Genomic DNA, 25,096 nt, shown 5'->3' with positions numbered 1-25,096 from the left:
GAGAGGGCCGGAAGATGATCAAGAGCGGTTTGGCTGTGGTGACGGGGCTGATTCTACTATCGGGTTGCGCGGGCCAGCAGGCGCGATCCGGGGTAGACGGTGCGACTTCGGGAACCGTCGTCAATACTGGTACTTATCCGAATTTGAATATCAAGCCGCAGACCGCAGCCCCGCAACTGACACCGGAGCAGGTGGCAGCGTCCAAGGCCGAACTTGCGGCGACACGGGACGGCGCACGCGCGGCGGCTGGCGCAGACGCCAGCCCGGCATCGACGGAAGAGCTTCGTTCACTTGCGCGTTCTCATGGCGATGAGACGTTGAAGGTAATTCAGACGCCGGCGCAGTAATGATCCGGGGCGCCACTCGCGGCGAATGAACTGGAATCGTCTTATTTTATTATTTTCGAATTTATCATAATTCGAAATTTCGCTTATCAATACATTTTAAATCTTCGTGGTTTCAGCGTTTGAAGGTATATGTGCATCCGCTTCCGTAGCGTCATGCGCATTTACTTACTCAAGGGCTCCTCATGTTTTCCCGCTTTGTGAAGGATAGACGCGGCAACTTCGCGGTTATCACGGCGCTCTGTTCGGTGGTTTTATTCGGAATGGTCGGCTTAGCTGTCGACTATGTCCGGCTGACAAGCGCAAAGAGCTTCTTTCAGGACGAGGCCGATGCGATCGGCGTGGCGATTGCCGCAACAAGCGATCCAACGGAAAAACCGGACAAGTATGTGCGCGATCTCAAGATGGCGATCACCGAGAAGCTGGACAACCAGTTAGTCGGAGCAGTTTCGGCAACAGCCGTATGGATCGGCAAAACCCAGGTTCAGGTCGACGTGTCGGCGACTGTTTCCAGCATGATCATGCATGTCGTGTCCCCATCTCATAGGGAGACAAAGGTTGCGGTGACCTCGCTCGTCAATCTCGAACGGCGCTTCAGTGAACCTGCGAAGCCCGAGAAGATCATCTGGGAAGGTAGCGCCGTGGATTATAACCGGATCTATGCATATTGTTACAAGCCTGCGACGGGCGCGCGAACGCAGGAGACACCTGTGATGGATAATGCCAACACGAACTACGAGGATCGGTATGAGTATCCGGTCTGCGGCAATGGCGAGTTTCTGAGTTATAAATTGCATAGCGTGGAGAATGCTCGATACAATAGCAGGAACTGGGAACGTAATCCCAGAATCCGATATGCCGACACCTGGATCGACGAAGATGGCGCCATCCAGATTTCGGGGGGCAAGGACGAGAACGGACAATACCAGCCGCAGCCTCAACTCGAGACTGTCATGTGTCCAAGCCTGGAGAAGTGCAAGCCGAAGTCGCAGGGCGGTATTATTCCTGAAGGTACGAACCGGACGCCACGGCAGGACAAGATGGCCTGCGCACCCGGCAAATATTTTTACTATGGCTGGGAGGATCGGCCATACATGCTGAACGGGCAGCGTTACGGCGACAATGACTTCGACGACATTATTCTTGTTATGCCCTGCGATTCCGGTCCGCCAATAGAAGAGAAACCGCGTATCTGGATTGGTGGCTGATTGCTGCATCGGAGACGGCGGCGCAGCTTTCGACCCTGCACACCTGAATGCTCTGTCATATATCTTCCGCGCAATAAAACCAAATGCCGGGCAATTTTGTTTGCGCTATCGACCTGCTGGCGCAATCATGTATAAATCCGCGCGCCGTATGGCCAGAATTTATGATTAGGCAAAGACAATGGAAGAGTTCCACAAGATCCGCAGGTTACCCCCTTATGTGTTCGAGCAGGTGAACAGGCTGAAGGCCGCCGCCCGAGCGCGGGGTGCTGATATTGTGGATCTAGGGATGGGTAACCCTGATCTTCCCACCTCGGACAGGGTGATCGACAAGCTGGTCGAAGTCGTGCGCGATCCGACGACGCATCGTTATTCATCATCCAAGGGCATTCCGGGGCTGCGCAAGGCGCAGGCCGCCTATTATGCGCGCCGCTTCAACGTAAAGCTCAACCCGGACACGCAGATCGTCGCGACGCTGGGGTCCAAGGAAGGTTTTGCCAATATGGCGCAGGCAATCACCGCCCCGGGCGACGTGATTCTCTGTCCCGATCCGACCTATCCGATTCACGCGTTCGGCTTCATCATGTCGGGCGGTGTGCTGCGTTCCATGCCGGTTGCGCCGGACGAGCAGTTCATTCCGGCACTCGAGCGAGCCATTCGCCACTCGACCCCCAAGCCGACCGCGCTGATCCTGAACTACCCGTCCAACCCGACGGCCTATGTCGCTACGCTCGACTTCTACAAGGACGTTGTTGCCTTCGCGAAAAAGAACGATCTCATCATTCTCTCCGATCTGGCTTATGCGGAGATCTACTTCGACGGAAACCCGCCGCCATCGGTGCTTGAAGTGCCGGGTGCCATGGATTGCACAGTCGAGTTCACCTCCATGTCCAAGACATTCTCGATGCCGGGCTGGCGCATGGGGTTTGCTGTGGGTAACGAGCGGCTCATCTCGGCCCTGACGCGTGTGAAATCCTATCTGGATTACGGAGCCTTCACGCCAATCCAGGTTGCAGCGACTGCTGCATTGAACGGAGACGGCTCGGAAATCGAGCAGATTCGCAATGTCTATGCGCGCCGTCGCGATGTCATGGTCGAGGCTTTCGGCCGGGCAGGCTTCCCGGTTCCTCCGCCGGCCGCTACAATGTTTGCCTGGGCGCCGATTCCGGAACCCTTCCGCCATCTAGGTTCGCTCGAATTTTCCAAGCTCCTGATCGAGAAGGCGGATGTTGCGGTTGCACCGGGCGTCGGCTTCGGCGAACGCGGCGATGAATATGTTCGGATTGCACTGGTCGAAAACGAACAGCGAATTAGACAGGCCGCGCGGGCCATCAAGCGCTTCATGGGCTCGCTCGGCCATAACGCCGACAACGTTGTCAATTTGCAGGCGCATCGCTGATCGTCGCAATTCCGGTAGAGCTGGAAACGACTCTACCTCCGGCGTTGCGGAATTGATCGAGCGGCCTTCACCTCCCGAAGTCCGCTATTCAGACCAAAATTTGAAAGGTGCCATTTCATGGCCGAAACTTTGCGCGTCGGTATCGCCGGCCTGGGAACAGTAGGAGCATCCGTCGTTCGGGTGCTGAAGGAAAAAGAAGCAGAGCTTACCCGTCAATGCGGACGCTCCATCACCGTGACGGCCGTCGCCGCGCGGGACAAGAACCGCGATCGCGGCATCGATCTTTCGGGGGTCGAATGGTTCGATGATGCCAGGGCGCTGGCTGCCTCCGGTAAAATCGACGTATTCGTCGAGTTGATAGGCGGGGCGAACGGCGTTGCCAGGGAAGCGGTGGAAGCGGCGCTGCATGCCGGTCATCACGTTGTTACGGCGAACAAGGCTCTTCTGTCGCAGCAGGGCTTGGCGTTGGCTGAAATTGCGGAAGAAAAAGGCGTTCTTCTCAATTATGAAGCAGCGGTTGCGGGCGGCATCCCTATCATCAAGACAATGCGCGAATCGTTGGCCGGCAATACCATCAATCGTGTGTTCGGCATTCTCAACGGTACTGCAAATTATATCCTTACGCGCATGGAGCAGGAAAAGCTTTCCTTCGAGGATTGCCTGGCCGATGCGCAGCGTCTTGGCTATGCCGAGGCCGATCCGACTTTCGACATTGAAGGCAATGATACGGCGCACAAACTGTCGATCCTGACGAGCCTTGCCTTTGGAACACAAATCTCGCCCGACGACATCTATCTCGAGGGCATTTCGAATATTACGCAGGCCGATATTCAGGCAGCCTCCGAACTGGGCTATCGCATCAAGCTTCTGGGCGTTGCGGTACGTACTGAAAGCGGCATCGAACAGCGCGTGCATCCGACCATGGTGCCGACCGCTTCCGTCATCGCGCAGGTGCATGGCGTTACGAATGCCGTCACGGTGGAAACCGATATTCTGGGCGAATTGCTCCTTTCCGGCCCGGGGGCTGGCGGCAATGCGACGGCATCCGCCGTCATCGGCGATATTGCCGATATAGCCAAAAGCCGTCCTGGCTTCCAGCACGGTCCTGTCTTCGGTCGTCCGGCCAGGGAACTGACGCCTTATCAGCGCGCCCGTATGCGCAGCCACGAAGGCGGCTATTTCATTCGTCTCACGGTGGATGATCGCCTCGGCGTCTTTGCAGCAATTGCGACGCGCATGGCCGATAACCGGATTTCTCTGGAATCGATCGTTCAGCACGCCTCGAACCATGCGGGGGAGGGCCAGAAAACCATCATTCTCGTCACGCATGAAACCACGGAGGCGGCTGTTCGCAAGGCCGTGGAAGATATCACGGCGGATGGCCACCTGACTGACAAGCCCCAGGTTATCCGCATCGAACGCGCGGCCTGACATGAAACGATTAATCCGCCAGACGCGACAGAAGGTGGACGAATTGGCCTTGTAACTGGCGGCATGCTTTGACAAAACGGGAGCGGCGCCGGATGCCCTGCGCCACTCTTGTTTGGCGGGTTTCACATGTCGAAAGTTGCATCATCTGGTCTGGATCGCATCCTTGCTCTTGAGCTTGTTCGCGTTACGGAGCGCGCGGCCGTAGCTGCCGCACGCCTGCGCGGACGGGGTGATGAGAAAGCGGCGGATCAGGCTGCCGTCGATGCCATGCGCTCCGAACTCAATCGTCTGCCGATCCGCGGCCGCGTCGTAATCGGCGAAGGAGAGCGTGACGAAGCGCCGATGCTCTATATCGGCGAAGAGGTGGGGCAAGGGGACGGTACCGAGGTTGATATCGCGCTCGATCCGCTCGAAGGGACGACGATCTGTGCTAAGAACCTGCCTAATTCCATGGCGGTGATCGCAATTGCGGAGCGCGGGAATCTTCTCTATGCGCCGGATGTCTACATGGAAAAGATCGCCATTGGACCAGGCTATCCTGAAGGCATCATCAGCCTGGATCTCTCGCCGCGCGAAAACATTGAGGCACTTGCCAGGGCCAAGAACGTTCAGGTTTCCGAAGTCACTGCCTGCATTCTCGATCGGCCGCGCCATGCCCGGCTAATCGAAGAGGTGCGCGCAACCGGCGCCTCCATCCGCCTGATTGGTGATGGCGATGTCGCCGGTGTCATTCATACGACGGACCCGGATGAGACAGGTATCGACATCTATCTCGGCATAGGCGGTGCCCCCGAAGGTGTTCTTGCAGCGGCGGCGCTTCGCTGTATCGGCGGCCAGATGCAGGGACGCTTGCAACTCAATTCGGAGGAGCAGATCAAGCGCGCGCGGAAGATGGGCGTTACCGACCCGCGCAAGATTTATTCCGCGGAGGAAATGGCGTCGGGTGACGTGCTCTTTGCGGCAACCGGCGTGACGGATGGCAACATGCTTTCCGGCGTGAAATTCACCCGTGAGCATGTGCAGACGCACACGATTGTCATGCGCTCGTCTTCTCAGACAGTGCGCGAGATCATTGCCCGCCATCAGGATATGGACAAGTTCTGATAGCAAGCCCTATGTAGGGATAATATGCGTGCACATCCGGTTGTGACGCTCTCGCCTCCTTCTCGATCGGGCAGGTCTTGGCAAAGCCCGGGGTGGGGGTGAACGGTGCGCGATCGCGCGACACGAAAAGTCACCCCGACCTCGGACCGGCCTCCTGTCAATGGACGGCGGGAGCATATAATCGGGCGGTACCGCCATCAATGGCCAGGCATCCGGAAATTCATGACTATTCAAAAACGCCTCTTCCTCGACATTCGCAGCTCCGCCAACGGTATTGCGTGGCACCACCGGCTGGATGAGCGGCAGGAGGCGGTTGCGCTTGCCATTGCGCAATCGCACGGCGTGCCTGATCTGGTCGCCCGCATTCTGGCAGGACGTGGCGTGGGGCTTGAAACGGTAACGCAATTCATGGCCCCGACGATCCGCGATCTTTTGCCTGACCCTCTGACCCTGACCGGAATGGAGCGCGCCGCCGCGCGGATCGTCGAGGCAATCTTACGCCGTGAACGGGTGGCGATCTTCGGCGATTATGACGTCGATGGCGCTTCCTCTTCCGCGCTTATGAAGCGTTATCTCGATCATTTCGGCGTTTCCTCTGAAATCTATATTCCCGACCGCATCTTCGAAGGTTACGGTCCTAACCCCGATGCCATGCGCGATCTCGTCGAACGCGGTGCAAAGCTCATCGTCACCGTCGATTGCGGCACCAACAGTGCCGTCTCCATAGACGCGGCGAGCGAAGCTGGTGCGCACGTCGTCGTCCTCGACCATCACCAGCAAGGCGGGCCGCTTCCGAACGCTGTTGCGACCGTCAACCCGAACCGCGAGGACGATCTGTCGGGGCAGGGCCATTTATGCGCCGCGGGGGTCGTTTTTCTCACTCTGGTTCAGGTCTCGCGCGTGCTGCGCGACGAGCACGGCCTCGAAGGGCCAAAACTTATGGAGATGCTCGATCTCGTCGCGCTCGCAACAATCTGCGATGTCGTGCCGCTCGTCGGCGTCAACCGCGCCTTTGTCGTCAAAGGGCTTGAGCAGTTGCGCAAGCTGCAAAATCCCGGGCTGGCGGCGCTGGCAAAGCATGCGCGCATCGGCGAGCCTATCAACGGCTTTCATCTCGGTTTCCTGCTTGGCCCCCGCATCAATGCAGGCGGGCGTATCGGGGATGCGGCACTGGGTTCGCGTCTGCTTTCGACGGAGGATCCGGTCGAGGCCGAAGAGATCGCAGCAACGCTCGATCGGCTCAACCAGGAGCGTCAAGCGCTGGAGCAGATCATGCTTGCGCAAGCCAAGGCCGAGGCGGATGCCGAGTTGATGGGCAAAGTCGGGCCCGCGGTTCTGGTGACCGCGAGCGAAGAATGGCATCCGGGCATCGTTGGTCTGCTCGCCTCGCGCCTGAAAGATCATGCACGTCGTCCGGCCTTCGCGATCGCCTTCAACAAGAATGGCATGGGTACAGGCTCCGGCCGGTCGATTGCCGGGTTTGATCTTGGTCTTCTGGTACGCAAGGCGCTTGAGGCGGGCCTGTTAGCCAAGGGTGGCGGGCACGCCATGGCAGCCGGCATAACGGTCGAGAAAGCCAAATTAGGTGAGCTGCGCGCATTCTTCGAGGAAAATTCCGCATCTGCCATCTCCAGGCTCCGGGCTGAAGACTCCTTGTCCATTGATGCAGCGCTTTCCTCCGAAGGCGCGACACTTTCTCTGATGGACATACTCGAAAAGGCCGGGCCCTTTGGGCAGGGGCATGTGAGCCCCGTACTGGTTCTGCCGCGCCACAAGATCGCCCGCGTCATGGAGGTCGGCACCGGCCATTTGCGCGTCGATCTCGAAAGCCTTTCCGGCGGACGCCTGGAAGCGATCGCGTTCCGCGCCATTGGTAGCCCGTTGGGGGATTTCCTGATAGGCAATCGCGATCGGCAGGTGCACCTGGCGGGGGGGCTTTCAGTCAATCACTGGAACGGCAGTCGCAAGGTCCAGTTCCGGATTAGCGACGCGGCCCTGGAAGCAAAAGCCCTGAGATAGGCGGCAAATCGCCACCTGTTCGCGGCGCGCTACCCAAGCTTGAAATTTCGTGTCATCCTTCTTGTTCTGCTTTCGATCAGTGCGCCAAAACAGGGAGGATGTTTTGACAGACGTATCTATTGCGAGACGCCAGACGCTTGGACTTCTTCTAGCCCGTACTGCCCGCCGCTACCCCGATAAACCCGCAGTCATATGCGGCGAGACCACCTGGACTTATCGCGAATTCGACGAGATCAGCGATCGCGTTGCCGGCGCGCTCGTCGAAAGGGGACTGAAGAAGGGGGAGCGTATCGCCATACTGGCGCGAAATTCGCACGCTTTCGTCGCCCTGCGCTTCGCTGCGGCGCGCATGGGCGCGATCATCGTGCCGATCAATTTCATGCTGAAACCCGATGAGATCGCGTTCATCCTGCGCCATTCCGGCGCTCGTTTTTTCTGCACCGATACAAGCATGCTGGAGGCCGCAACGGCGGCAGCGGCAGGAGACGGAGTGGCGGTCGACACATTGATCTGGCTTCCCGGCGAAGCCCATTCCGAACCGGCTGCGGGCATGATCACCTTCGACGAGCTGGCTGCCTGGAGCGGCGATTTCTCCGAGGATGAAAGCCTGCAAGGCTCCGACACCTTGCAGATTCTCTATACCAGCGGTACCGAGTCTGCGCCGAAAGGCGCGATGCTGACCCATGACGCTATCATTGCCGAGTATGTCAGTTGTATCGCATCCGGGGGCTTCGAGGCGGCCGATGTCGTGCTGCATGCGCTGCCGCTTTTCCATACGGCGCAACTCGACGCCTTCTTCGGTCCCTGTGTCTATCTCGGGAGCACTAATGTCATCATCGGCGCGCCGGCACCGGATGTCGTCGTGGCCAAGGTGGAGGAGCACGGCGTAACATCTTTCTTCGCGCCGCCCACCATCTGGATTTCGCTGTTGCGTTCGCCTGCCTTCGATGCCGGACGTCTTGCCACTCTGAAAAAAGGCTTTTACGGCGCATCCATCATGCCGGTGCCGGTGTTGAAGGAAATCCAGCAGCGGCTTGATGGCTTTCTGCTCTGGAACTTCTATGGCCAGACGGAAATCGCCCCCGTTGCCTCCATGCTCATGCCGGAAGATCAGATACGCAAGGCCGGTTCGGCCGGCAAGGCTGCGCTCAATGTCGAACTGCGTCTGGTGGATGATGATGGCAACGACGTGCCGACCGGCGAGATCGGCGAGATCGTCTCGCGTTCGCCGCAGCTTATGTCCGGCTATTACAACGATCCGGAAAAGACCGCGGCCGCTTTCGCCGGAGGCTGGTTCCATTCGGGCGACCTGGGGATCATGGACGAGGACGGCTATATCACCGTCGTCGATCGCAAGAAGGATATGATCAAGACCGGAGGCGAAAACGTCGCCAGCCGTGAAGTCGAGGAAACCATCTATACCCTCGACGGTATTTCCGAGGTCGCCGTCATCGGCCTGTCCGATCCATATTGGGTCGAGGCTGTTACTGCGATCATCGTGCGCAAGCCGGATGCCATCATCGATGAGGCGGCAGTGCTGGCACATTGCAAGGAGCGGATGGCGGGATACAAGGTGCCGAAGCGCGTGATCTTCGCCGACAATCTGCCGCGCAATCCGAGCGGCAAGATTCTCAAGCGGAACCTGCGTCAGGCTTATGAAAAGCAGGCCGCTGAATGATTCCGGGTGCGGTGACAACTCAGACCTTGGAATGATTGCATTTGTGACGAAAGTTTGCACAGATGTTGGAACTACTGGGAGGAAACTTATGAAAACTTTAATGAAGCTGGGCCTGGGCCTGGCGCTTTCTGCTGCCGTGTTCGCGTCGCCCCTGCAGGCGCAGGAATACCCGGCAAAAGAAATCACCGTCGTCGTGCCGTTCTCGGCTGGCGGCCCGACCGATACCGTTGCGCGTCTCGTTGCTCAGATCATGAGCGAAGACCTCGGCAAACAGGTCCTGGTGCAGAATGTCGGTGGTGCGGGCGGTACGCTTGGCGCCGGTCAGGTGGCAAAGGCCTCGAATGACGGCTACACACTGCTTTTGCATCACATCGGCATGGCAACTGCGCCGAGCCTGTACAAGAATCTGACATTCGATTCTCTGGAGGATTTTGCACCGATCGGTCAGATCACCAAGGTTCCGATGACCATCGTTGCACGCAAGGACTTCGAACCTGCCGATGCTGCCGCTTTGTGGGAGCATATCAAGGCAGAGGGTGAAAACGTCACCTATGCGCAGGCCGGCATCGGCTCCGCCAGCCATTTGTGCGGCACGCTCCTGATGAACGCGCTCGGCGTAAAGATGACGGAAGTTCCGTATCAGGGTGCAGGCCCGGCCATGACCGATATTATCGGCGGTCAGATCGACATGATTTGCGACCAAACCACCAACACAACGAACCAGATCAAGGCTGGCGAAGTGAAGGCTTATGCCGTCACCACGCCGGAGCGTCTGGAAGCGTTACCCGATCTGCCGACCACCAAGGAAGCGGGCCTTGAAAACGTCAACGTCACAGTCTGGCACGGGCTTTACGCTCCGGCCGGCACCGATCCGGCAATCGTCGCTCGTTTGCAGGAATCGCTGAAGAAGGCGCTGCAAAACGAAACGGTGGTCCAGCGGTTTGCCGATCTTGGCACTGCACCGGTCCCACAGGAAGACGTGTCGCCGGAATCGCTGCAAGCACTCGTGCAGGAGCAGATCGGCGTCTGGAAGCCGATCCTCGAGCCTCTGGCGAAATAGGGCAGATCGCATGAAAGGCAGGAAAAATACGCCCTGCCTTTGGTTTTCGTGACAGGCGGCAGCGGGCACCTCAAGTGGTTGCGTCGCGTGCCGCCTGAATGCGCCGGGAAAAGCTGGGGAATCGCACCGAGCAGGCCGGGGCAATTACATTGGAAAGAGACGGATCATGTCTGCATCCGCACCAAGACACAATCTCTACGCCGGAGCGATCTTCGTAGCCTTCGGCGCCTACTTCGCACTTGAAGCCATGCGTTACGAGCTTGGCACGGCCTTCCGCATGGGGCCGGGTTACATGCCGGTCGTCCTCGGCATTGTCTTGGCGATTCTCGGGCTGCTTGTCGCCGGGTCCGGTGTTGCAAAGACGATGCAAGGTGCCGAAGTGGTGGAGGATAATCCGCCGGCCTGGCTTCCTATCCTTATTATCTGCGGCGTCATCTTGTTCTTCGGACTCACCATTCGCGGCCTCGGTTTCGTTCCGGTCGTGCTGATCTCGTCCTTCGCCGTGGCCATGGCAAGCAAGCTCAACTCGCTGCTTTTCTCGATCCTGCTGGCGATCGTCGTGACATTGATCTGCCTTGTTGTCTTCATCATCGGTCTTGGCGCAACCATTCCGGTCTTCGGACCGTGGATGCCGTTCTAGGAAAGCTTGAGATCATGGATATCATTGCTTCGCTCGGCCTCGGATTTTCCGTTGCGCTCGATCCCTATAACATCCTCTACTGCTTCATCGGGGTTTTGTTGGGGACGCTGGTCGGCGTTCTTCCGGGCATAGGGCCGACTGCGACGATCGCGATGCTTCTGCCGATTACCTTTTCCCTGTCGCCGACCACGGCGCTCATCATGCTTGCGGGTATCTACTACGGTGCGCAATATGGCGGCTCGACGACGGCAATCCTCATCAATCTGCCTGGCGAAAGTTCCTCGGCAGTGACGGCCATCGACGGCTACCAGATGGCCAGGCAGGGCAGGGCCGGACCCGCCCTCGCAACCGCGGCTCTCGGTTCCTTCTTTGCCGGATCGGTGGCGACGCTCCTGCTGGCTTTCTTCGCGCCGCCACTGGCGCGGGCAGCCCTTAATTTCGGCGCGCCGGAATATTTCGCGCTCATTGTGCTTGGCTTGCTCGTTTCTATCGCGCTTGCCCACGGGTCGATTATCAAGGCGCTGGCCATGATCGTGCTTGGCCTCCTGCTCGGCATGGTGGGACAGGATATTTATACGGGTACGCCCCGCTTTACCTTTAGTATTCCTGAGCTCTATTCCGGCCTCAATTTTGTGTCGGTGGCGGTTGGCGTTTTCGGCGTGGCGGAAATCCTGCGTAATCTGGAAAACGAGCGCACACGCGAAGTCATGGTCAAGACGGTCAAGAACCTCTGGCTCACCAAGGAAGATTTCAAACGTGTTGTCGGTCCGGTGCTGCGCGGAACGGCGCTTGGCTCGCTCCTCGGCATTTTGCCTGGCGGGGGCCACATCCTCTCGTCCTTCGCTTCCTACTCGGCGGAGAAAAATCTCTCGAAGCATCCGGAAGAGTTCGGCCATGGAGCTATCGAAGGTGTTGCAGGGCCGGAATCAGCCAATAATGCCGCGGCGCAAACCTCGTTCATCCCGCTGCTGACCCTTGGTATTCCTGCCCATCCGGTAATGGCGTTGATGGTTGGGGCCTTCATCCTTCAAGGCATCACGCCAGGTCCCAATGTCATCTCGGAGCAACCGGCGCTTTTCTGGGGGATCATCGCTTCGATGTGGGTCGGGAACGTTTTGCTCGTTCTGCTCAACCTGCCGCTAATCGGCCTTTGGGTGAAAATGTTGACGATTCCCTATCGTGCATTGTTTCCAGCCATTGTGATTTTTGCTTGTATTGGCTGCTATTCTATCAACCAGAATGTGTATGATATCTATGCGATCGCGTTCTTCGGTCTGCTCGGTTACGTGCTGATCCGCTTCGGTTGCGAACCGGCGCCGATGCTCCTTGGCTTCGTGCTGGGGCCGTTGCTGGAAGAGCATTTGCGTCGTGCAATGATTATTTCGCGTGGCGATCCGCTCATCTTCATCGAGCGCCCGATCTCGGCGACACTGCTTGCTCTCGCGGCTCTCGCCATCATCGTCGCGCTGTTGCCCTCGATACGCAGGAAGCGGGATCAGGTCTTTGTCGAAGAGGATTGATATTTGTGCCTGCGCGCCAACGAAAAGGGCGGTTCGCACTGCCCTTTTCGTGGATAAAATTTCCTGTACCTGATCTTTTTCTCCGAATGAAAATCGGCGCTTGCGAAAAAGATGATGGCTGAAACCGCTCGATCCGTCCACACCCCCGACGGCTGCCTCTATCCTGTTTTCGTCGCGCTTGAGGGGACGTGGTTGGCCACCAGTCTTTTCGCGAAGCGCGATGGCAGTGCGTTTTGCCATTGTCGCTGATGGGTCTGACAAACCCGCGGCGATGGCAACACCGGGAGGTCAGAGCCTCGGTGACAGATCGTACGAGCAGGGGGTGGCATCCCTGTTTTCGGAAAATCCGTAGCGATTGCCTGGAAGCATGCGCGAGCATGACGAGTTTAGAATTGAGACTGGAGCGCATGCTTCCATCCCCTCATTTCTCTAAAGCCGATTTGCCTCGTGGAGCGGGCGGCGGCGCAAAAAATTGGAGCGGAAAACCGGCGGGATCATGCCCGACCGGCGCGCAGCTGTGCGCGCCATACCTGGCGTTACGCTTTGTGGAATTTAGCCCAGCACTGCCTGCAAACGCTCTACCTCGTGCAGACGCGCCTTTGCGGCTTCATAGCCCAGCGTGATAGCTTCGTCGGCACGATGGAAATCGGCAAGGCCAATATGCGCGAGGCGTGGCTGGATCGACAGATCCGGGGGGTCGCCTGCCATCCGTGAGCGCGAAATGCGATCCTGAATGATATTGTAGCCTTCGACCATGACGCCGGTAATGCCGATGCGCTGTTCGACCTGTTGCTGCTGGCTGCGGCCAAAGCGATTTGGGGTCGGCTGGTCGACGACAAGCGGCCCGGCGTCATGCTTGAGAACCGACGAGCGGCCAAAGGCGTCATAATGCAGATTGACGGCCATGACGACGCGCTGCTCCATGGCACGGCATACGGACACCGGCACCGGGTTGACGAGTGCGCCATCCACCAGGATACGGCCGTTGCAGCGCACCGGCTCGAAAACGCCGGGCAGCGCATAGGACGCGCGCATCGCCGTGATCAGCGAGCCGCTGGTGAGCCAGATTTCATGGCCGGTTCCTATCTCGGCGGCAACAGCGACGAATGGCTTCGGCAGATCTTCGATGTTGAGCGCCCCTATGTGCTCCGTCATGCGTGCCGTCAGCTTCATTCCGCCGAACAGGCCGCCGGCTGCGATGCGCAGATCGAGCAGGCCGAGGAAGCGGCGGCGAGTGAGCGAGCGCGCAAATTCCTCCAGCTCATCTAGTTTTCCCGCCAGATAGCAACCACCGACGAGCGCGCCGATCGAGGTTCCAGCAATCATGCCGATGCGGATGCCAGCCTCGTCCAGTGCTCGCAGAACGCCGATATGCGACCAGCCACGCGCCGCGCCGCCGCCCAGTGCCAGCGCGATGCCCGGATGCTGCGGCGTTTCCATTTCAGGCTGATCGACATCGATCGCCGCGTTGCGTCTTGCGCCCCGTCCAGGGATCGGCGGCCAGGGAAGCATCATGCGGCGTGATCCTTTCATCTTGCGTCGGCGGACCATTGAAGCCCTCCAGAAGATCATCACGGACTTGCAATTCTTGTCCAGACTTCTGTGGGAAAACTTTAATTCGCGATGTGAAATTTGCGTGACGAAGAATGAGGAATGAGTAGGTCTCTACAGTTTGGAGAGCGCCGGAACGCCATTTTCCAGCGCCACGGAGCGGTAGAAGCAGGAGCGGCGACCTGTGTGGCATGTGGCATTGTCTCCTGCCACACGTACGCGAATCCAGATGGCATCCTGATCGCAGTCGGTACGTATTTCGATAACATTCTGCAGATTGCCGGAGGTCTCGCCCTTTTTCCAGATTTTCTGGCGCGAACGGGACCAGTAATGTGCAATGCCGGTAGTCAGCGTGAGCGCCAACGCTTCTTCGTTCATATGCGCGACCATCAGCATCATACCGTCATCGGCATCGGTAACCACTGCCGTTACAAGACCGTGTGCATCGAATTTCGGCGAGAAAACTGCTCCTTCTTCGAGTTCGGCCTTGCTCTGCGGGGCAGGTGGAAATGTTATATTTTTCATGAATTCTACCGTTTCGCATTGAGCAGTGACATGACGCGTGTCTGCTCGTCGCGGTCTGTCTTGAATATACCCGTATAGGTGCAGGTTGTCGTGGTCGAACCCTGCTTGCGAATGCCGCGCATTGCCATGCACATGTGCTCGGCCTCGATGACCACGGCAACGCCGCGCGGCTTCAAGGTGCTTTGGATTGCGTCCGCGATCTGTGCGGTCATCGCTTCCTGGGTTTGCAGGCGCTGCGCGAAAATATCCACCACACGGGCGATTTTTGATAGGCCAACGACCTTGCCGTCCGGCAGATAAGCGACATGCGCCTTGCCGATGATGGGTACCATATGGTGCTCGCAATGCGAATGGAAGGAAATGTCGTTCATCAGGACGATATCGTTATAGCCAGCCACTTCTTCGAAAACGCGGCCAAGCTCTTCGCTTGCATCCTGCGTATAGCCGCGAAACATTTCCTTGTAGGCTTTGGCGACACGCTCCGGCGTCTGCATCAGGCCTTCGCGGTCCGGATTCTCGCCGACCCAGCGCAAGAGTGTGCGCACGGCGGCTTCGACTTCTGTCTGGCTTGGCTGCTCGGCCTGAGCGGAGGGCGCGTTGCGGAGAAGAAGGTTCTTGACGATGTCGTCCATATTGAGGCGTCTCCCGTAGTCCCGCTCGATGGCGCGACGAGTTGAACGGATCACGGCCTGGAAGGGTATGTTTGACGATACCAACCCAAATTGTAATCGGTGATTTTGATACGCGGCCAAACCTGTTAGGAAGCCACGCATGCGCCTATATAATACGCCGGCAGCGCCAAGAAAAGGTGAAGCTCAATCGACTTGTTCCTTCGCAGGGCAAAAAATGATCGACGAGATCTACAATCGTAAAATCCTGTTCTTCGCAGGTAATATAGAACGTATCGGTGTCCTCGAACCTGCCGATGCAAGCGCAAAGGCCTACTCACGGGTCTGCGGCTCGACGGTGACGATTTATCTGAAGATGGACGGTGATCGCGTTGTTGATTTCGCGCATGAGGTGAAAGCCTGTGCATTAGGTCAGGCTTCGTCGTCTATCATGGCGCGCCAGATCATGGGAGCAACGGTGACGGAGTTACGCCGGGTGCAAATCGAAATGCGGAACATGTTGAGTGGCGCGGGGGAGCCGCCCACCGGCCGCTTTGCCGATCTTGAATGCCTGTTGCCTGTTCGGGAACACCGTGCGCGTCACCCTTCGGTTATGCTTACTTTCGACGCCGTAAACCAGGCGCTTGACGATCTCGAGCAGGCACCTCTTGCCCCGGCCTGATATGATAAAACGCAGCCGCAATTTTGAAGGACAATGGAAAAAGACGCCGGGACGTATACTGGGCACCGGTTTTGTCCGGTTCTATCAATTGACACTCTCCGGCTTCGTTGGCAATTCCTGCCGCCACCTGCCAACCTGCTCGGAATATGCCTATGAAGCGATCGCTCGCCATGGCCTATGGGCAGGCGGTTTCATGGGAGGCTTTCGCGTCATGCGTTGCGGTCCGTTCGGCAGTCATGGTCACGATCCGGTGCCGGAAGTCCTTCCGCAGCGGCTGAAATGGTGGGCACCATGGCGATACTGGAGGCCATTGAAATAATAATTTCAACAACTTGCATAAAGATCATGATTCTTTTTATGAGAAACGTGAATCGCTATGTGAAGGACGATCTGTACCGTTTCTGAAAATCGGCTAATCTTGTCACTGAATTGGGAGGGAGATCGATGGCCGACAAGCCTAAACTTCTTGCAGGCGACAATCCGCAGATTCCAAAAGGTGAGGGAGACGCTCCCGTACAGTTCTATATCCAGGCGATCCCGGGCTGGAAAAGGGATGTGGCGCGCAAGGTCGATACGCTGATTTCCCAGACTGTGCCGGATGTGCAAAAGGCGGTGAAATGGAACTCACCGCTCTATGGAATGGATGGAAAGACGTGGTTTGCGAGCTTCCACTGCTTCACCAAATATCTGAAAATTGCCTTTCATAATGGTGCTGCGCTCGTTCCTGAACCGCCGGTTCCTTCCAAGCAGGCGAAAGTCCGTTATCTGCATATCTACGAAGGTGAGGTGTTTGACGAGGGCCAGTTCAAGGACTGGATATCGCAGGCCAGCAAGCTACCCGGCGAAAAAATGTGATGGCCCAAGAAAAAGTTGCCGCAGATCTGATCGACGAGAAGATTGCAGCGCTGGGCGACTGGCGACGCGAGACCTTGGCGGTCATCCGGCGGATCATCAAGAGCGCCGATCCGGACATAGTCGAGGCGGTGAAATGGCGCGGCGTACCTGTGTGGGAGCACAATGGGATTATCTGCACGGGTGAGGTCTATAAGACGGCGGTAAAGATGACCTTCCCAAAGGGGGCGTCCTTGCCTGATCCGCAAAAACTCTTCAATTCGAGCCTTGAAGGCAATGTCCGGCGCGCGATCGACCTGCACGAAGGCACCGTGATCGAGGAGGACGCGCTGGTCGCGCTGGTCCGGGCGGCGATCGCGCTGAATGTCGCAAAGAAGAAACCCGGCAAGGCACGATAGAATATCCGGTTACTTTGGAACGCATTTGCCAGCGACGATACCGTAAGATTTCCAGATATCTGAAGCAGGGAAGCGCTGGCTCAGCGCGTACTTTACATCGTGATCCAAACGTCTTAACCAACCCCGGAGTAAGTAAGCGCTTGCTTAGTCCCAATATACCCAGAAGAACCACCCGCGCTCGTTGGCGGGATTGGATAGGATGAACACAATGTCTGAAGCCGTTTCCCTTACATTTCCGGATGGGTCCATTCGCGAGTATGACGCGAACATGACCGGTGCCGAACTTGCCGCTTCCATTTCGAAGTCGCTGGCCAAGAAGGCCGTGGCTTATGTCATGGATGGTACTGTGCGTGATCTTTCCGATACGCTCGGTGCGTCCGGGCGTGTCGAGATCATGACGCGTGATGATCCGCGCGCGCTGGAACTTATCCGCCACGACACCGCCCATGTCCTTGCAGAAGCCGTGCAGGAACTTTGGCCGGATACGCAGGTGACTATCGGTCCCGTTATCGAGAACGGTTTCTACTATGATTTCGCCCGCGAAACGCCTTTCACCCTCGATGATCTGCCGGTCATTGAAAAGAAGATGCGCGAGATCATCGCCCGCAATGCTCCGTTCACCAAGCAGGTCTGGCCACGCGATCAGGCCAAGCAGGTATTTTCGGATAAGGGCGAAGCCTACAAGGTCGAACTGATCGATGCGATTCCGGCCGATCAGGACCTGAAGATCTATTATCAGGGCGACTGGTTCGATCTCTGCCGTGGTCCGCATATGGCTTCGACCGGCCAGATCGGCAACGCATTCAAGCTGATGAAGGTTGCCGGCGCATACTGGCGCGGCGACGCGAACAACCCGATGCTGACGCGCATCTACGGAACGGCCTTTGCCGATCAGGCTCAGCTTGACGACTATCTTCATATGCTGGAAGAGGCGGAGAAGCGCGATCATCGCAAGCTCGGTCGGGAGATGGATCTGTTCCATTTCCAGGAAGAGGGACCGGGGGTCGTCTTCTGGCACTCCAAGGGCTGGAAGATGTTCCAGAACCTGACCTCCTATATGCGTCGCCGCCTTGATGGCGACTATGAGGAAGTGAATGCGCCGCAGGTGCTGGACTCCTCACTGTGGCAAACCTCCGGCCACTGGGACTGGTACAAGGAGAACATGTTCTCGGTCCAATGCGCGGACAAGGACGCTGAAGACAAGCGCGTCTTTGCGCTCAAGCCGATGAATTGCCCGGGCCACGTGCAAATCTTCAAGCATGGCCTGAAGAGCTATCGTGATTTGCCGATCCGCCTTGCCGAGTTCGGCAATGTGCATCGTTACGAGCCGTCAGGTGCCTTGCATGGCCTGATGCGGGTGCGCGGTTTCACTCAGGACGACGCACACATCTTCTGCACCGACGAGCAGATGGAAGCCGAGTGCCTGAAGATCAACGACTTGATCCTCTCCGTCTATGAGGATTTCGGTTTCAAAGAAATTGTCGTCAAGCTCTCCACCCGTCCCGAAAAGCGCGTTGGCGACGATGCGCTTTGGGATCGTGCCGAAAGCGTGATGATGGAGGTCTTGAAGAAGATCGAGGCTCAGTCGGGCGGTCGCATCAAGATAGACATTCTGCCGGGCGAGGGCGCTTTCTACGGTCCGAAGTTCGAATATACGCTGCGTGATGCAATCGGCCGCGAATGGCAGTGCGGTACCACGCAGGTTGATTTCAACCTGCCGGAACGGTTCGGTGCCTTCTATATCGACAGCGACTCCGAAAAGAAGCAGCCGGTGATGATCCATCGTGCCATTTGTGGCTCCATGGAGCGCTTCCTTGGCATTCTGATCGAGAACTTCGCAGGCAGCTTCCCGCTCTGGTTCGCACCTATGCAAGTGGTCGTGGCGACTATTACGTCTGATGCCGACGATTATGCGCGCCGGGTCGCAGCCGAGTTGAAGGAAGCGGGACTTACCGTCGATCTCGATCTGCGTAACGAGAAGATCAATTACAAGGTCCGCGAACATTCGCTGACCAAGGTGCCGGTCATTCTCGTCTGCGGCAAGCGTGAGGCGGAAGAGGAAACAGTCAATCTGCGTCGCTTCGGCTCGCGCGATCAGGCTTCCATGGGTCTTGCCGACGCGATCGCTATGCTGAAGGACGAGGCAACGCCTCCCGATCTGGCGAAGAAGAAGGCAGCGAAAGCAGGCCGGTAAAGCAATACAAAACGGGGGTCTCAAGGCCCCCGTTTTGATTTTGGGAACAGTGAATAGCACAAATAGCTGATCGCTTGATCATGATTGCTTGACCAGCGGAATGCTGTTGTTCCCGCCAGCGCACCGTCCCCAAGTCTATCGCCGAATGGCTCGCCCAAGCCAGATCAGGATACAGGCACCGAGGAAGCCCGCAACGAGATAGCCGAGCCATCCGGCGAAGCTAACGCCCAAAAGGCCAAACAGGAAGCTGGCAATTGACGCGCCGACGATACCCAGAATAATATTTACGATGACGCCGGTATCGCTCTTCATGAAATTCGAGGCGATCCAGCCTGCAAGCCCGCCAATGATGATTGCTGCAATCCAGCCTATGCCCATGATTTTCCCTCTCTGATTCAAATTCGAGTATCGATCTACTGCTCGAATATCAGAAGAAATAAACGCATGAATGGCGAGTTTCTTCAATGTGGGAGAGGGCTCGAGGCGCGTTCCCATCGCCATTTTACACAGTGCATCCAAAGCATAGGTTATGCGTTACTGTAACTCGATCAACAAGGAGACGAGCAATGGTGGACAAAGCTGCGATCAAGGAGCATGCGGAAGTTATCGGTGCAGACGGCGTGCATGTGGGGACAGTCGATCGTGTCGAGGGCGACCGCATCAAGCTGACCAAGAAGGACAGCGGCGAAGGCAGCCACAAGGGCCACCACCATTATATTTCGCTCGGTCTGGTCGCTGATATCGAGGGCGACAAGGTACGACTATCTGCCAATGGTGACGTCGCCGTCACTTTTGAAGAAGAGAAATAGTCTGACGCGGCCCGGAGCGTGTCCTCGGACTGCTCCGGGTTGCGATCATCGTGTCAGATGCACATGCGCTGTATACAGCGCCAGCGCAGCTGCGTTGGAAACGTTGAGGGAACGAATCTCTCCCGGCATATCGAGACGTGCGAGCGCACCGACCGTTTGGCGCGTCTTCTGGCGTAGCCCCTTGCCTTCGGAACCGAGGACGAGCGCGATCTTGTCGCCCTTGTAAGTTTCCTCGAGGATAGCGGGACCTTCCGAATCCAGCCCGACGGTCTGAAAACCCTGAAAGGTGAGTTCCTCCAGTGCCTGAGCAAGATTTCGCACCTCGATCAGGTCGATAAATTCAAGCGCACCGGAAGCCGATTTCGCGAGTACGCCGGTTTCATTGGGGCTGTTGCGGCTGGTAGTAATCAGTGCGCCTGCATTGAACGCGACGGCCGAACGCATGACGGCGCCGACATTGTGCGGATCTGTAACCTCGTCCAGCACGACAACGATTCTCGTATCGCCGAGGGATTTGAGCGGCTTGGGAACCAGCGGCTCAGCCTCGACCATGGCGCCCTGATGAACCGCCTCCGAGCCAAGCAATTTATCAAGCGCACGAGGCTCGACCATTTCGACAGGGAACTTGAATTTCTGGCCTTCGGCGATTTCAAGCCGGGCCATGGCATTGCGCGTCACGAGCAGGCGCTTGATCTTGCGGCGCGGATTGTCGAGCACGGCGCGAACGCTATGCAAGCCGTAGATCCGTACAGGGCCGTCATTGTCCTCACGGCCGTATCCACCGCGAAAGCCGGGCTTGCTCGCATGACGGGGCGGGCGGGCGGTGCGGTCTGACTTCGGCGCGAAGTCCTTGCGTTGTTTTTTGAATTTGTCGGTCATGATGCTGTTACATAGCGCCAGAACGGGCTTTTGCACATGGGGATTTTCTTTTCTGCGATTTTCCCAAAAATCCCTTTGCCGGACAGTTGACACGAGCAGCGCATATCGCCATAAGGCCCCCCACGGACTTGCAACGGGCTGCCTTAAACGGCGGCAAGTAAAGCAGGAACGGCAGGCGGAAGAGTGCCCGAGTGGTTAAAGGGGACGGACTGTAAATCCGTTGACTCAGTCTACGTTGGTTCGAATCCAACCTCTTCCACCATCTGCCTTTCTCCGATAGTGTGCAAGGCGAGCGCGGGTATAGCTCAATGGTAGAGCAGCAGCCTTCCAAGCTGAATACGCGGGTTCGATTCCCGCTACCCGCTCCAGCACTTTCCCCAAAATTGATGAGATTCTGGCGCATCGAAGCCTGGAGAGCCGTGCTTCCTGCGGATCGGCGATTCGACCGAATGCCAAGGGCTTCACTGATTATGATAGACGCATCTCCGAGAGGAATTTGACGGTTCGCAATACCGTGCCGTGTTCATTCGTGATCTCGAAGCTTTGTCCCTCAATCACGTCGCCAGCCAGAATTTTCTCAGCCAGAATTTCCCGCGCAGCCAGTCGTGCCTCTTGTTCAGCCTCGTCGAGCGTATGCGCGTCGGCGCCTTCAAGGTCGTATTGCAGCGTGTCGCCGTCCCGGATGTGAAAAAAGTAGCGAGGCATCGGTCTGTCTCCGTTCAGGTCTCGGAACCTTGGATCGCCTCACAAGTTCCGTTCGCATTCGTGCCTTTAAGACGGAAATCTTGCGAGAGCGTGACGCGACCATGTTGGTTAGAGACAATGGACTTCTATCCTCCCTCTCTCCCGAAGACCGGGCGATTGTAGATCCGTTTTTTCAACGGGTCGTTCTGCGTCAGGGACAGGTACTGTTTGAAGCGGATCATCCGATCCCCTACGCATACTTTTTCCTTCAAGGCCTTTCGTCGGAAATTGTATCCAACCGGGACGGCAAGAAGACGGAAGTGGGATGCACTGGATGGGAGGGGTTTTCGGGAGTTCCGCTTGTACTCGGCGTAGACAGAACGCCTCACCGGGCGTTCATGCAGGCCGGCGGCGCAGCGTTTCGCATATCTGCCGCAGAGCTGAAGGCAGCTTGCAGCCTCAGTCCGGCATTTCACCGCGTGCTTTTGCTTTACACGCATGTTTTCATGATTCAGATAGCCGCGACGGCATTGGCCGATAGCCGCTACCCAGTCAATCAGCGCCTGGCGCGCTGGTTGTTGATGTGCAGCGATCGACTGGGAGATGAACTTCCGCTTACCCATGCGTTTCTGGCATTGATGCTGGGGGTGAGGCGGGCAAGCGTGACGGTTTCGACCCATCATCTGGAAGGAGTTGGCGCCATCAAGGCAGAGCGCAGTCTCATAACCGTAAGAGACAGGGCCAAGCTCGAGCGCATTGCGGGAAATGCCTATGGTGTCCCGGAAAATGAGTATGAACGTCTCATAGGTCAGAAAACTCGGGAGGAATCACCGGAAGGAGCGTCTGAACCTTTCATGCCAAGGCTGGATTCTATCGTGACGGGACAAAAGAAAATCGCTTCTAAAATCTGAACTGGCTGGGAGCAGGGTGGTTCTGTACGAGACCGCCCTCAGGTCCACTATGGAGGACTAGCCAGATATTCGGGTGTCCCCAGATGCCTGGAGTTTAACGATATCGCGTTCCAGCAATACTGCGATCACTTCGGAAGCCTCCTTCAGGAGCTTCGCCATATCGGCTTCTGAAAAATGATCGGGGTGGTCTGCCGCATCAGCGAGCTCGGTGACAAGCTCAATACCTCTCAAATGAATTTGCACGGCATTTCTCCCCTATAAGAAAATCGAAAGGTAACATAGCCACGCGCGCGATCAAGAAAGAGCGTCGCGATAGCTGTCGGAACGGAATTTCTACTCCGTGGTAAGGACACAAACATGCGCTCGGATGAAATACGCCTGAACGAGATCGAGGCCCTTCTTGCCACGGCAAAATCAATAGCCTTCGCTATTGAAGCCAAGGAGGGGCTGATGATCCGTGAGAAAATAGAAGACGCGGCAAGGAAAGTGAGAAGTCTCCGCGATGCCCTGCGCAAATCTTCCTGAAGACGATGCCTTTTCAGTCTCATAGCGGCTTAATCGTTGCGGACAAAGTTCGTAGAGCGAAAGAAGGTGGCGGCGCTTTTGTTCATCGCCTTCTTCATCAGGTTGATCAATGAATTGGGAGGGGCATAGTTCCCGGCTTGTCATAGGTGGCAAAGCGCTCGACCATCATCGCGCTTGCTTCGTTCAGGCCAACGATTTCGATCGATATGCCTCCATTGCGGAATTTCGCGACGACCTTGTCCAGTACGCCGATACTGGTGATATCCCAAAAATGCGCGTGTGTTACGTCGATAATGACCCTGGAAACGCTTTCCTGGAAATCGAATGCGGCCACAAAGCGTTCCGAGGAGGCAAAGAAGATTGCCCCCGAAACGGTGTAGACCCGTGTACCATCGGCTTTCTTTTCGGAATCGACGGCAAACATGCGTTTCACCTTCGAGGCGAAGAAAATTCCCGACAGCAGCACACCAGCGATAACGCCAGCGGCCAGATTATGCGTCCACACAACGATGGCGACAGTCGTCAGCATGACAACCGATGATTGCCAGGGGTTGGTCCTGATTTCGCCGACTGAGCGCCAGTTGAACGTGCCGATCGAAACCATGATCATCACAGCCACGAGACTAGGCATGGGAATCTGCGCAACCAGAGGACCGAGCACCACGAGAAGAAAGAGCAGAAACAGGCCGGCGATCATCGTTGAGAGGCGTGTGCGTCCGCCGGCTTTCACATTGATGACCGACTGACCGATCATGGCGCAACCGCCCATGCCGCCGAAAAAACCGGTGATGAAATTGGCGATGCCTTGCCCGCGAATCTCGCGACGCTTGCCGGAGGGCGTATCTGTCATCTCGTCGACGATCTGCGCCGTCAGCATGGATTCCAGAAGACCGACCGCCGCCATGGCCAGTGAATAAGGGAAGATAATCTGCAAGGTTTCTAGCGTCAGCGGCACGTCTGGAAGAAGGAAGGCAGGCAAAGAGTCGGGCAGCGCACCCATATCGCCGACCGTGTTCACATCGGTGCCCTGGCTAATCGTGAATGCCGTCAGCACGATGATTGCGATCAACGGCGAGGGAACGACCCGCGTAAAGCGCGGCAGGATGTAGATGATAGCCAGGGCAACCGCCACCAGTACATAGGTGATGGGCGTCACGTCGATGAGTTGCGGTAGTTGCGCCATAAAGATGAGGATGGCCAACGCGTTGACGAAACCTGTGATGACCGAGCGCGAGACATACTGCATCAGCAGATCGAGCCGCAGGAAACCGGCAACGACCTGCAATATGCCCATAAGGATGGTAGCGGCAAAAAGGTAGTCGATGCCATGATCACGAACCAGCGGTACGACGAGAACGGCGATGGCAGCCGTGGCGGCCGAGATCATCGCGGGACGTCCACCGACGAGCGCAATAATTACGGCAATCGAGAAGGATGCATAAAGGCCGACGCGCGGATCGACACCCGCGATGATCGAAAAGCCGATGGCCTCCGGAATCAGGGCGAGTGCCACGAGGATACCTGAGAGGATGTCGCCACGTGGATTGGAGAACCAATCGCGACGGATGGAATGGAAGGATGACATTTGAACCGTTTCACAGTGCATCGGCGGCCCCCGCTCGGGTGGGTCTGAAAGATGCAGGATGCTTGGGTTGTCCCGGGGATAGGCGCCGGGTCGAGCCACCCGATCAGGGTCGGGTCCGGTGAATGGCTAATCCGATAACGCAAGTTTGTAACCGCGGCAAGCCGCATGAATGCATCGAGTTCGGCTCGCGAGCCGGCAAATTCGCATGTCGTGCGCATTCGGGCCTTGTTATCAGAGCCTTGTCTCTATAGGTAGTGTTGCCGGACCGGCGGTTTTGGGCCGTCGCTTCCGCCGGAACTCGTGTCCGTATCGGTGCAAAAATAGGCTTTTGGCTGGCTAGCTAGCGAAAGAGCTTGTTTTTTTCCGCCCGAATGGGTAAGCGCGCCGCATCTGGACTCTATCGCAACTATGCCGCCCAAGGGAATAAGCAATGGCTAAGGCTAAATTTGAGCGCACTAAGCCTCACGTTAACATCGGCACGATCGGTCACGTT

At 57.2% G+C, this 25,096-nt stretch carries 26 protein-coding genes, 2 tRNA genes, 1 pseudogene and 1 other annotated feature; of the genes and pseudogenes, 21 read left to right on the top strand and 8 right to left on the bottom strand.

Annotated features, from left to right (window positions below; all coding sequences use genetic code 11):
• The first annotated feature begins 14 nt into the window (after window positions 1–14).
• The 10 genes from IE151_RS15450 to IE151_RS15405 all read left to right on the top strand — a co-directional run bounded on the left by IE151_RS15450 (window position 15) and on the right by IE151_RS15405 (window position 12,400).
• On the top strand, window positions 15–347 hold the full coding sequence (locus IE151_RS15450) for a hypothetical protein (protein ID WP_189492208.1): 333 nt from the start codon (window positions 15–17) through the stop codon (window positions 345–347).
• Window positions 348–529: 182 nt separating this feature from the next.
• Window positions 530–1,552: a TadE/TadG family type IV pilus assembly protein gene (locus IE151_RS15445; protein ID WP_189492206.1), complete on the top strand. Its 1,023-nt coding sequence runs from the start codon at window positions 530–532 to the stop codon at window positions 1,550–1,552.
• Window positions 1,553–1,730: 178 nt separating this feature from the next.
• Entirely contained in the window at window positions 1,731–2,948 is a 1,218-nt protein-coding gene (locus tag IE151_RS15440) for an LL-diaminopimelate aminotransferase (protein ID WP_189492203.1), read from the top strand.
• 117 nt (window positions 2,949–3,065) lie between these two features.
• Window positions 3,066–4,379, top strand: coding sequence for a homoserine dehydrogenase (locus tag IE151_RS15435; RefSeq protein ID WP_189492200.1), 1,314 nt, complete (start codon window positions 3,066–3,068; stop codon window positions 4,377–4,379).
• A gap of 126 nt (window positions 4,380–4,505) precedes the next feature.
• Window positions 4,506–5,483, top strand: coding sequence for a class II fructose-bisphosphatase (gene glpX, locus IE151_RS15430; protein ID WP_189492197.1), 978 nt, complete (start codon window positions 4,506–4,508; stop codon window positions 5,481–5,483).
• Window positions 5,484–5,705: 222 nt separating this feature from the next.
• Window positions 5,706–7,502: a single-stranded-DNA-specific exonuclease RecJ gene (recJ, locus tag IE151_RS15425; RefSeq protein WP_189492194.1), complete on the top strand. Its 1,797-nt coding sequence runs from the start codon at window positions 5,706–5,708 to the stop codon at window positions 7,500–7,502.
• A gap of 103 nt (window positions 7,503–7,605) precedes the next feature.
• Window positions 7,606–9,180, top strand: coding sequence for an acyl-CoA synthetase (locus IE151_RS15420; protein WP_189492191.1), 1,575 nt, complete (start codon window positions 7,606–7,608; stop codon window positions 9,178–9,180).
• Between the two features lie 88 nt (window positions 9,181–9,268).
• Complete coding sequence (locus tag IE151_RS15415; RefSeq protein WP_210310902.1) at window positions 9,269–10,240, top strand: tripartite tricarboxylate transporter substrate-binding protein; 972 nt, start codon at window positions 9,269–9,271, stop codon at window positions 10,238–10,240.
• A 166-nt stretch (window positions 10,241–10,406) separates the two neighbouring features.
• Window positions 10,407–10,880 (top strand): tripartite tricarboxylate transporter TctB family protein, encoded by a 474-nt coding sequence (locus IE151_RS15410; protein ID WP_189492184.1) that lies wholly within the window; start codon window positions 10,407–10,409, stop codon window positions 10,878–10,880.
• Between the two features lie 14 nt (window positions 10,881–10,894).
• Window positions 10,895–12,400, top strand: coding sequence for a tripartite tricarboxylate transporter permease (locus IE151_RS15405; protein ID WP_189492181.1), 1,506 nt, complete (start codon window positions 10,895–10,897; stop codon window positions 12,398–12,400).
• 552 nt (window positions 12,401–12,952) lie between these two features.
• Here the strand turns inward: IE151_RS15405 and IE151_RS15400 are convergent.
• From IE151_RS15400 to folE, 3 genes are all read right to left on the bottom strand, one after another.
• Window positions 12,953–13,912 (bottom strand): patatin-like phospholipase family protein, encoded by a 960-nt coding sequence (locus IE151_RS15400; RefSeq protein ID WP_382344697.1) that lies wholly within the window; start codon window positions 13,910–13,912, stop codon window positions 12,953–12,955.
• A 153-nt stretch (window positions 13,913–14,065) separates the two neighbouring features.
• The gene (hisI, locus tag IE151_RS15395; RefSeq protein WP_189492175.1) at window positions 14,066–14,476 is read right to left on the bottom strand and encodes a phosphoribosyl-AMP cyclohydrolase; all 411 of its coding nucleotides are present in this window, start codon (window positions 14,474–14,476) and stop codon (window positions 14,066–14,068) included.
• A gap of 5 nt (window positions 14,477–14,481) precedes the next feature.
• Complete coding sequence (gene folE / locus IE151_RS15390) at window positions 14,482–15,108, bottom strand: GTP cyclohydrolase I FolE (RefSeq protein WP_189492172.1); 627 nt, start codon at window positions 15,106–15,108, stop codon at window positions 14,482–14,484.
• 214 nt (window positions 15,109–15,322) lie between these two features.
• Here folE and IE151_RS15385 point away from each other — a divergent pair, with 214 nt between their 5' ends.
• From IE151_RS15385 to thrS, 5 genes are all read left to right on the top strand, one after another.
• Entirely contained in the window at window positions 15,323–15,766 is a 444-nt protein-coding gene (locus IE151_RS15385; protein WP_189492169.1) for an iron-sulfur cluster assembly scaffold protein, read from the top strand.
• A gap of 1 nt (window position 15,767) precedes the next feature.
• Window positions 15,768–16,085, top strand: a complete 318-nt coding sequence (yidD, locus tag IE151_RS15380) for a membrane protein insertion efficiency factor YidD (protein ID WP_189492166.1) — start codon at window positions 15,768–15,770, stop codon at window positions 16,083–16,085.
• A 125-nt stretch (window positions 16,086–16,210) separates the two neighbouring features.
• Window positions 16,211–16,621: a DUF1801 domain-containing protein gene (locus tag IE151_RS15375; RefSeq protein ID WP_189492161.1), complete on the top strand. Its 411-nt coding sequence runs from the start codon at window positions 16,211–16,213 to the stop codon at window positions 16,619–16,621.
• Window positions 16,621–17,016, top strand: a complete 396-nt coding sequence (locus IE151_RS15370) for a DUF1801 domain-containing protein (RefSeq protein WP_189492158.1) — start codon at window positions 16,621–16,623, stop codon at window positions 17,014–17,016. Before IE151_RS15375 ends, IE151_RS15370 begins: the two co-directional genes overlap by 1 nt.
• Window positions 17,017–17,224: 208 nt before the next feature.
• The gene (gene thrS, locus IE151_RS15365; RefSeq protein WP_189492156.1) at window positions 17,225–19,210 is read left to right on the top strand and encodes a threonine--tRNA ligase; all 1,986 of its coding nucleotides are present in this window, start codon (window positions 17,225–17,227) and stop codon (window positions 19,208–19,210) included.
• A gap of 135 nt (window positions 19,211–19,345) precedes the next feature.
• Here the strand turns inward: thrS and IE151_RS15360 are convergent, their stop codons facing one another.
• Entirely contained in the window at window positions 19,346–19,588 is a 243-nt protein-coding gene (locus tag IE151_RS15360) for a GlsB/YeaQ/YmgE family stress response membrane protein (protein WP_189492153.1), read from the bottom strand.
• A gap of 188 nt (window positions 19,589–19,776) precedes the next feature.
• Here IE151_RS15360 and IE151_RS15355 point away from each other — a divergent pair, with 188 nt between their 5' ends.
• Complete coding sequence (locus IE151_RS15355) at window positions 19,777–20,019, top strand: DUF2171 domain-containing protein (protein ID WP_189492150.1); 243 nt, start codon at window positions 19,777–19,779, stop codon at window positions 20,017–20,019.
• A gap of 45 nt (window positions 20,020–20,064) precedes the next feature.
• Here the strand turns inward: IE151_RS15355 and IE151_RS15350 are convergent, their stop codons facing one another.
• Complete coding sequence (locus IE151_RS15350; protein ID WP_189492147.1) at window positions 20,065–20,898, bottom strand: TrmH family RNA methyltransferase; 834 nt, start codon at window positions 20,896–20,898, stop codon at window positions 20,065–20,067.
• 177 nt (window positions 20,899–21,075) lie between these two features.
• On the opposite strand from IE151_RS15350, the gene IE151_RS15345 reads away from it, so the two are divergent.
• Window positions 21,076–21,160 (top strand) — tRNA-Tyr (locus tag IE151_RS15345).
• Window positions 21,161–21,192: 32 nt separating this feature from the next.
• A tRNA-Gly gene (locus IE151_RS15340) sits at window positions 21,193–21,266 on the top strand.
• Between the two features lie 100 nt (window positions 21,267–21,366).
• On the opposite strand, the gene IE151_RS15335 is transcribed toward IE151_RS15340, so the two are convergent.
• Window positions 21,367–21,603: a DUF6894 family protein gene (locus tag IE151_RS15335; protein WP_189492145.1), complete on the bottom strand. Its 237-nt coding sequence runs from the start codon at window positions 21,601–21,603 to the stop codon at window positions 21,367–21,369.
• A 101-nt stretch (window positions 21,604–21,704) separates the two neighbouring features.
• Here IE151_RS15335 and IE151_RS15330 point away from each other — a divergent pair, with 101 nt between their 5' ends.
• Window positions 21,705–22,493 (top strand): Crp/Fnr family transcriptional regulator, encoded by a 789-nt coding sequence (locus IE151_RS15330; protein ID WP_189492142.1) that lies wholly within the window; start codon window positions 21,705–21,707, stop codon window positions 22,491–22,493.
• A 57-nt stretch (window positions 22,494–22,550) separates the two neighbouring features.
• Here the strand turns inward: IE151_RS15330 and IE151_RS15325 are convergent, their stop codons facing one another.
• Window positions 22,551–22,736: a hypothetical protein gene (locus IE151_RS15325; RefSeq protein WP_189492139.1), complete on the bottom strand. Its 186-nt coding sequence runs from the start codon at window positions 22,734–22,736 to the stop codon at window positions 22,551–22,553.
• Between the two features lie 114 nt (window positions 22,737–22,850).
• Between IE151_RS15325 and IE151_RS15320 the strand changes: the two genes are divergently transcribed.
• Window positions 22,851–23,018 carry a hypothetical protein gene (locus IE151_RS15320; RefSeq protein WP_189492135.1) on the top strand — a complete coding sequence of 56 codons (168 nt, stop codon included), beginning with the start codon at window positions 22,851–22,853 and terminating at the stop codon, window positions 23,016–23,018.
• A 106-nt stretch (window positions 23,019–23,124) separates the two neighbouring features.
• Here the strand turns inward: IE151_RS15320 and IE151_RS15315 are convergent, their stop codons facing one another.
• Window positions 23,125–24,603, bottom strand: a complete 1,479-nt coding sequence (locus IE151_RS15315; RefSeq protein WP_189492132.1) for a SulP family inorganic anion transporter — start codon at window positions 24,601–24,603, stop codon at window positions 23,125–23,127.
• Window positions 24,604–24,668: 65 nt separating this feature from the next.
• Window positions 24,669–24,723 (bottom strand) — a sequence feature (sul1 is cis-regulatory element that is thought to sense ions involved in sulfur or methionine metabolism; They are found in Alphaproteobacteria).
• Between the two features lie 310 nt (window positions 24,724–25,033).
• Between IE151_RS15315 and IE151_RS15310 the strand changes: the two are divergent.
• Window positions 25,034–25,096: pseudogene (locus IE151_RS15310) on the top strand (GTP-binding protein); the annotation flags it as partial.

Origin of the sequence: Limoniibacter endophyticus (assembly GCF_014652835.1) — a bacterium.
Lineage (GTDB): Bacteria > Pseudomonadota > Alphaproteobacteria > Rhizobiales > Rhizobiaceae > Limoniibacter > Limoniibacter endophyticus.
Note: the sequence above shows the minus strand (reverse complement) of the source record. Positions and strands in the feature narration are given on the sequence as shown.

What these genes read in the sequence shown, in the direction of transcription:
- IE151_RS15450 (WP_189492208.1), top strand. Translation starts at nt 15, where the DNA reads ATGATCAAGAGCGGTTTGGCTGTGGTGACGGGGCTGATTCTACTATCG.
- IE151_RS15445 (WP_189492206.1), top strand. Translation starts at nt 530, where the DNA reads ATGTTTTCCCGCTTTGTGAAGGATAGACGCGGCAACTTCGCGGTTATC.
- IE151_RS15440 (WP_189492203.1), top strand. Translation starts at nt 1,731, where the DNA reads ATGGAAGAGTTCCACAAGATCCGCAGGTTACCCCCTTATGTGTTCGAG.
- IE151_RS15435 (WP_189492200.1), top strand. Translation starts at nt 3,066, where the DNA reads ATGGCCGAAACTTTGCGCGTCGGTATCGCCGGCCTGGGAACAGTAGGA.
- glpX (WP_189492197.1), top strand. Translation starts at nt 4,506, where the DNA reads ATGTCGAAAGTTGCATCATCTGGTCTGGATCGCATCCTTGCTCTTGAG.
- recJ (WP_189492194.1), top strand. Translation starts at nt 5,706, where the DNA reads ATGACTATTCAAAAACGCCTCTTCCTCGACATTCGCAGCTCCGCCAAC.
- IE151_RS15415 (WP_210310902.1), top strand. Translation starts at nt 9,269, where the DNA reads ATGAAAACTTTAATGAAGCTGGGCCTGGGCCTGGCGCTTTCTGCTGCC.
- IE151_RS15410 (WP_189492184.1), top strand. Translation starts at nt 10,407, where the DNA reads ATGTCTGCATCCGCACCAAGACACAATCTCTACGCCGGAGCGATCTTC.
- IE151_RS15405 (WP_189492181.1), top strand. Translation starts at nt 10,895, where the DNA reads ATGGATATCATTGCTTCGCTCGGCCTCGGATTTTCCGTTGCGCTCGAT.
- IE151_RS15400 (WP_382344697.1), bottom strand. Translation starts at nt 13,912, where the DNA reads ATGCTTCCCTGGCCGCCGATCCCTGGACGGGGCGCAAGACGCAACGCG.
- hisI (WP_189492175.1), bottom strand. Translation starts at nt 14,476, where the DNA reads ATGAAAAATATAACATTTCCACCTGCCCCGCAGAGCAAGGCCGAACTC.
- folE (WP_189492172.1), bottom strand. Translation starts at nt 15,108, where the DNA reads ATGGACGACATCGTCAAGAACCTTCTTCTCCGCAACGCGCCCTCCGCT.
- IE151_RS15385 (WP_189492169.1), top strand. Translation starts at nt 15,323, where the DNA reads ATGATCGACGAGATCTACAATCGTAAAATCCTGTTCTTCGCAGGTAAT.
- yidD (WP_189492166.1), top strand. Translation starts at nt 15,768, where the DNA reads ATGATAAAACGCAGCCGCAATTTTGAAGGACAATGGAAAAAGACGCCG.
- IE151_RS15375 (WP_189492161.1), top strand. Translation starts at nt 16,211, where the DNA reads ATGGCCGACAAGCCTAAACTTCTTGCAGGCGACAATCCGCAGATTCCA.
- IE151_RS15370 (WP_189492158.1), top strand. Translation starts at nt 16,621, where the DNA reads ATGGCCCAAGAAAAAGTTGCCGCAGATCTGATCGACGAGAAGATTGCA.
- thrS (WP_189492156.1), top strand. Translation starts at nt 17,225, where the DNA reads ATGTCTGAAGCCGTTTCCCTTACATTTCCGGATGGGTCCATTCGCGAG.
- IE151_RS15360 (WP_189492153.1), bottom strand. Translation starts at nt 19,588, where the DNA reads ATGGGCATAGGCTGGATTGCAGCAATCATCATTGGCGGGCTTGCAGGC.
- IE151_RS15355 (WP_189492150.1), top strand. Translation starts at nt 19,777, where the DNA reads ATGGTGGACAAAGCTGCGATCAAGGAGCATGCGGAAGTTATCGGTGCA.
- IE151_RS15350 (WP_189492147.1), bottom strand. Translation starts at nt 20,898, where the DNA reads ATGACCGACAAATTCAAAAAACAACGCAAGGACTTCGCGCCGAAGTCA.
- IE151_RS15335 (WP_189492145.1), bottom strand. Translation starts at nt 21,603, where the DNA reads ATGCCTCGCTACTTTTTTCACATCCGGGACGGCGACACGCTGCAATAC.
- IE151_RS15330 (WP_189492142.1), top strand. Translation starts at nt 21,705, where the DNA reads ATGTTGGTTAGAGACAATGGACTTCTATCCTCCCTCTCTCCCGAAGAC.
- IE151_RS15320 (WP_189492135.1), top strand. Translation starts at nt 22,851, where the DNA reads ATGCGCTCGGATGAAATACGCCTGAACGAGATCGAGGCCCTTCTTGCC.
- IE151_RS15315 (WP_189492132.1), bottom strand. Translation starts at nt 24,603, where the DNA reads ATGTCATCCTTCCATTCCATCCGTCGCGATTGGTTCTCCAATCCACGT.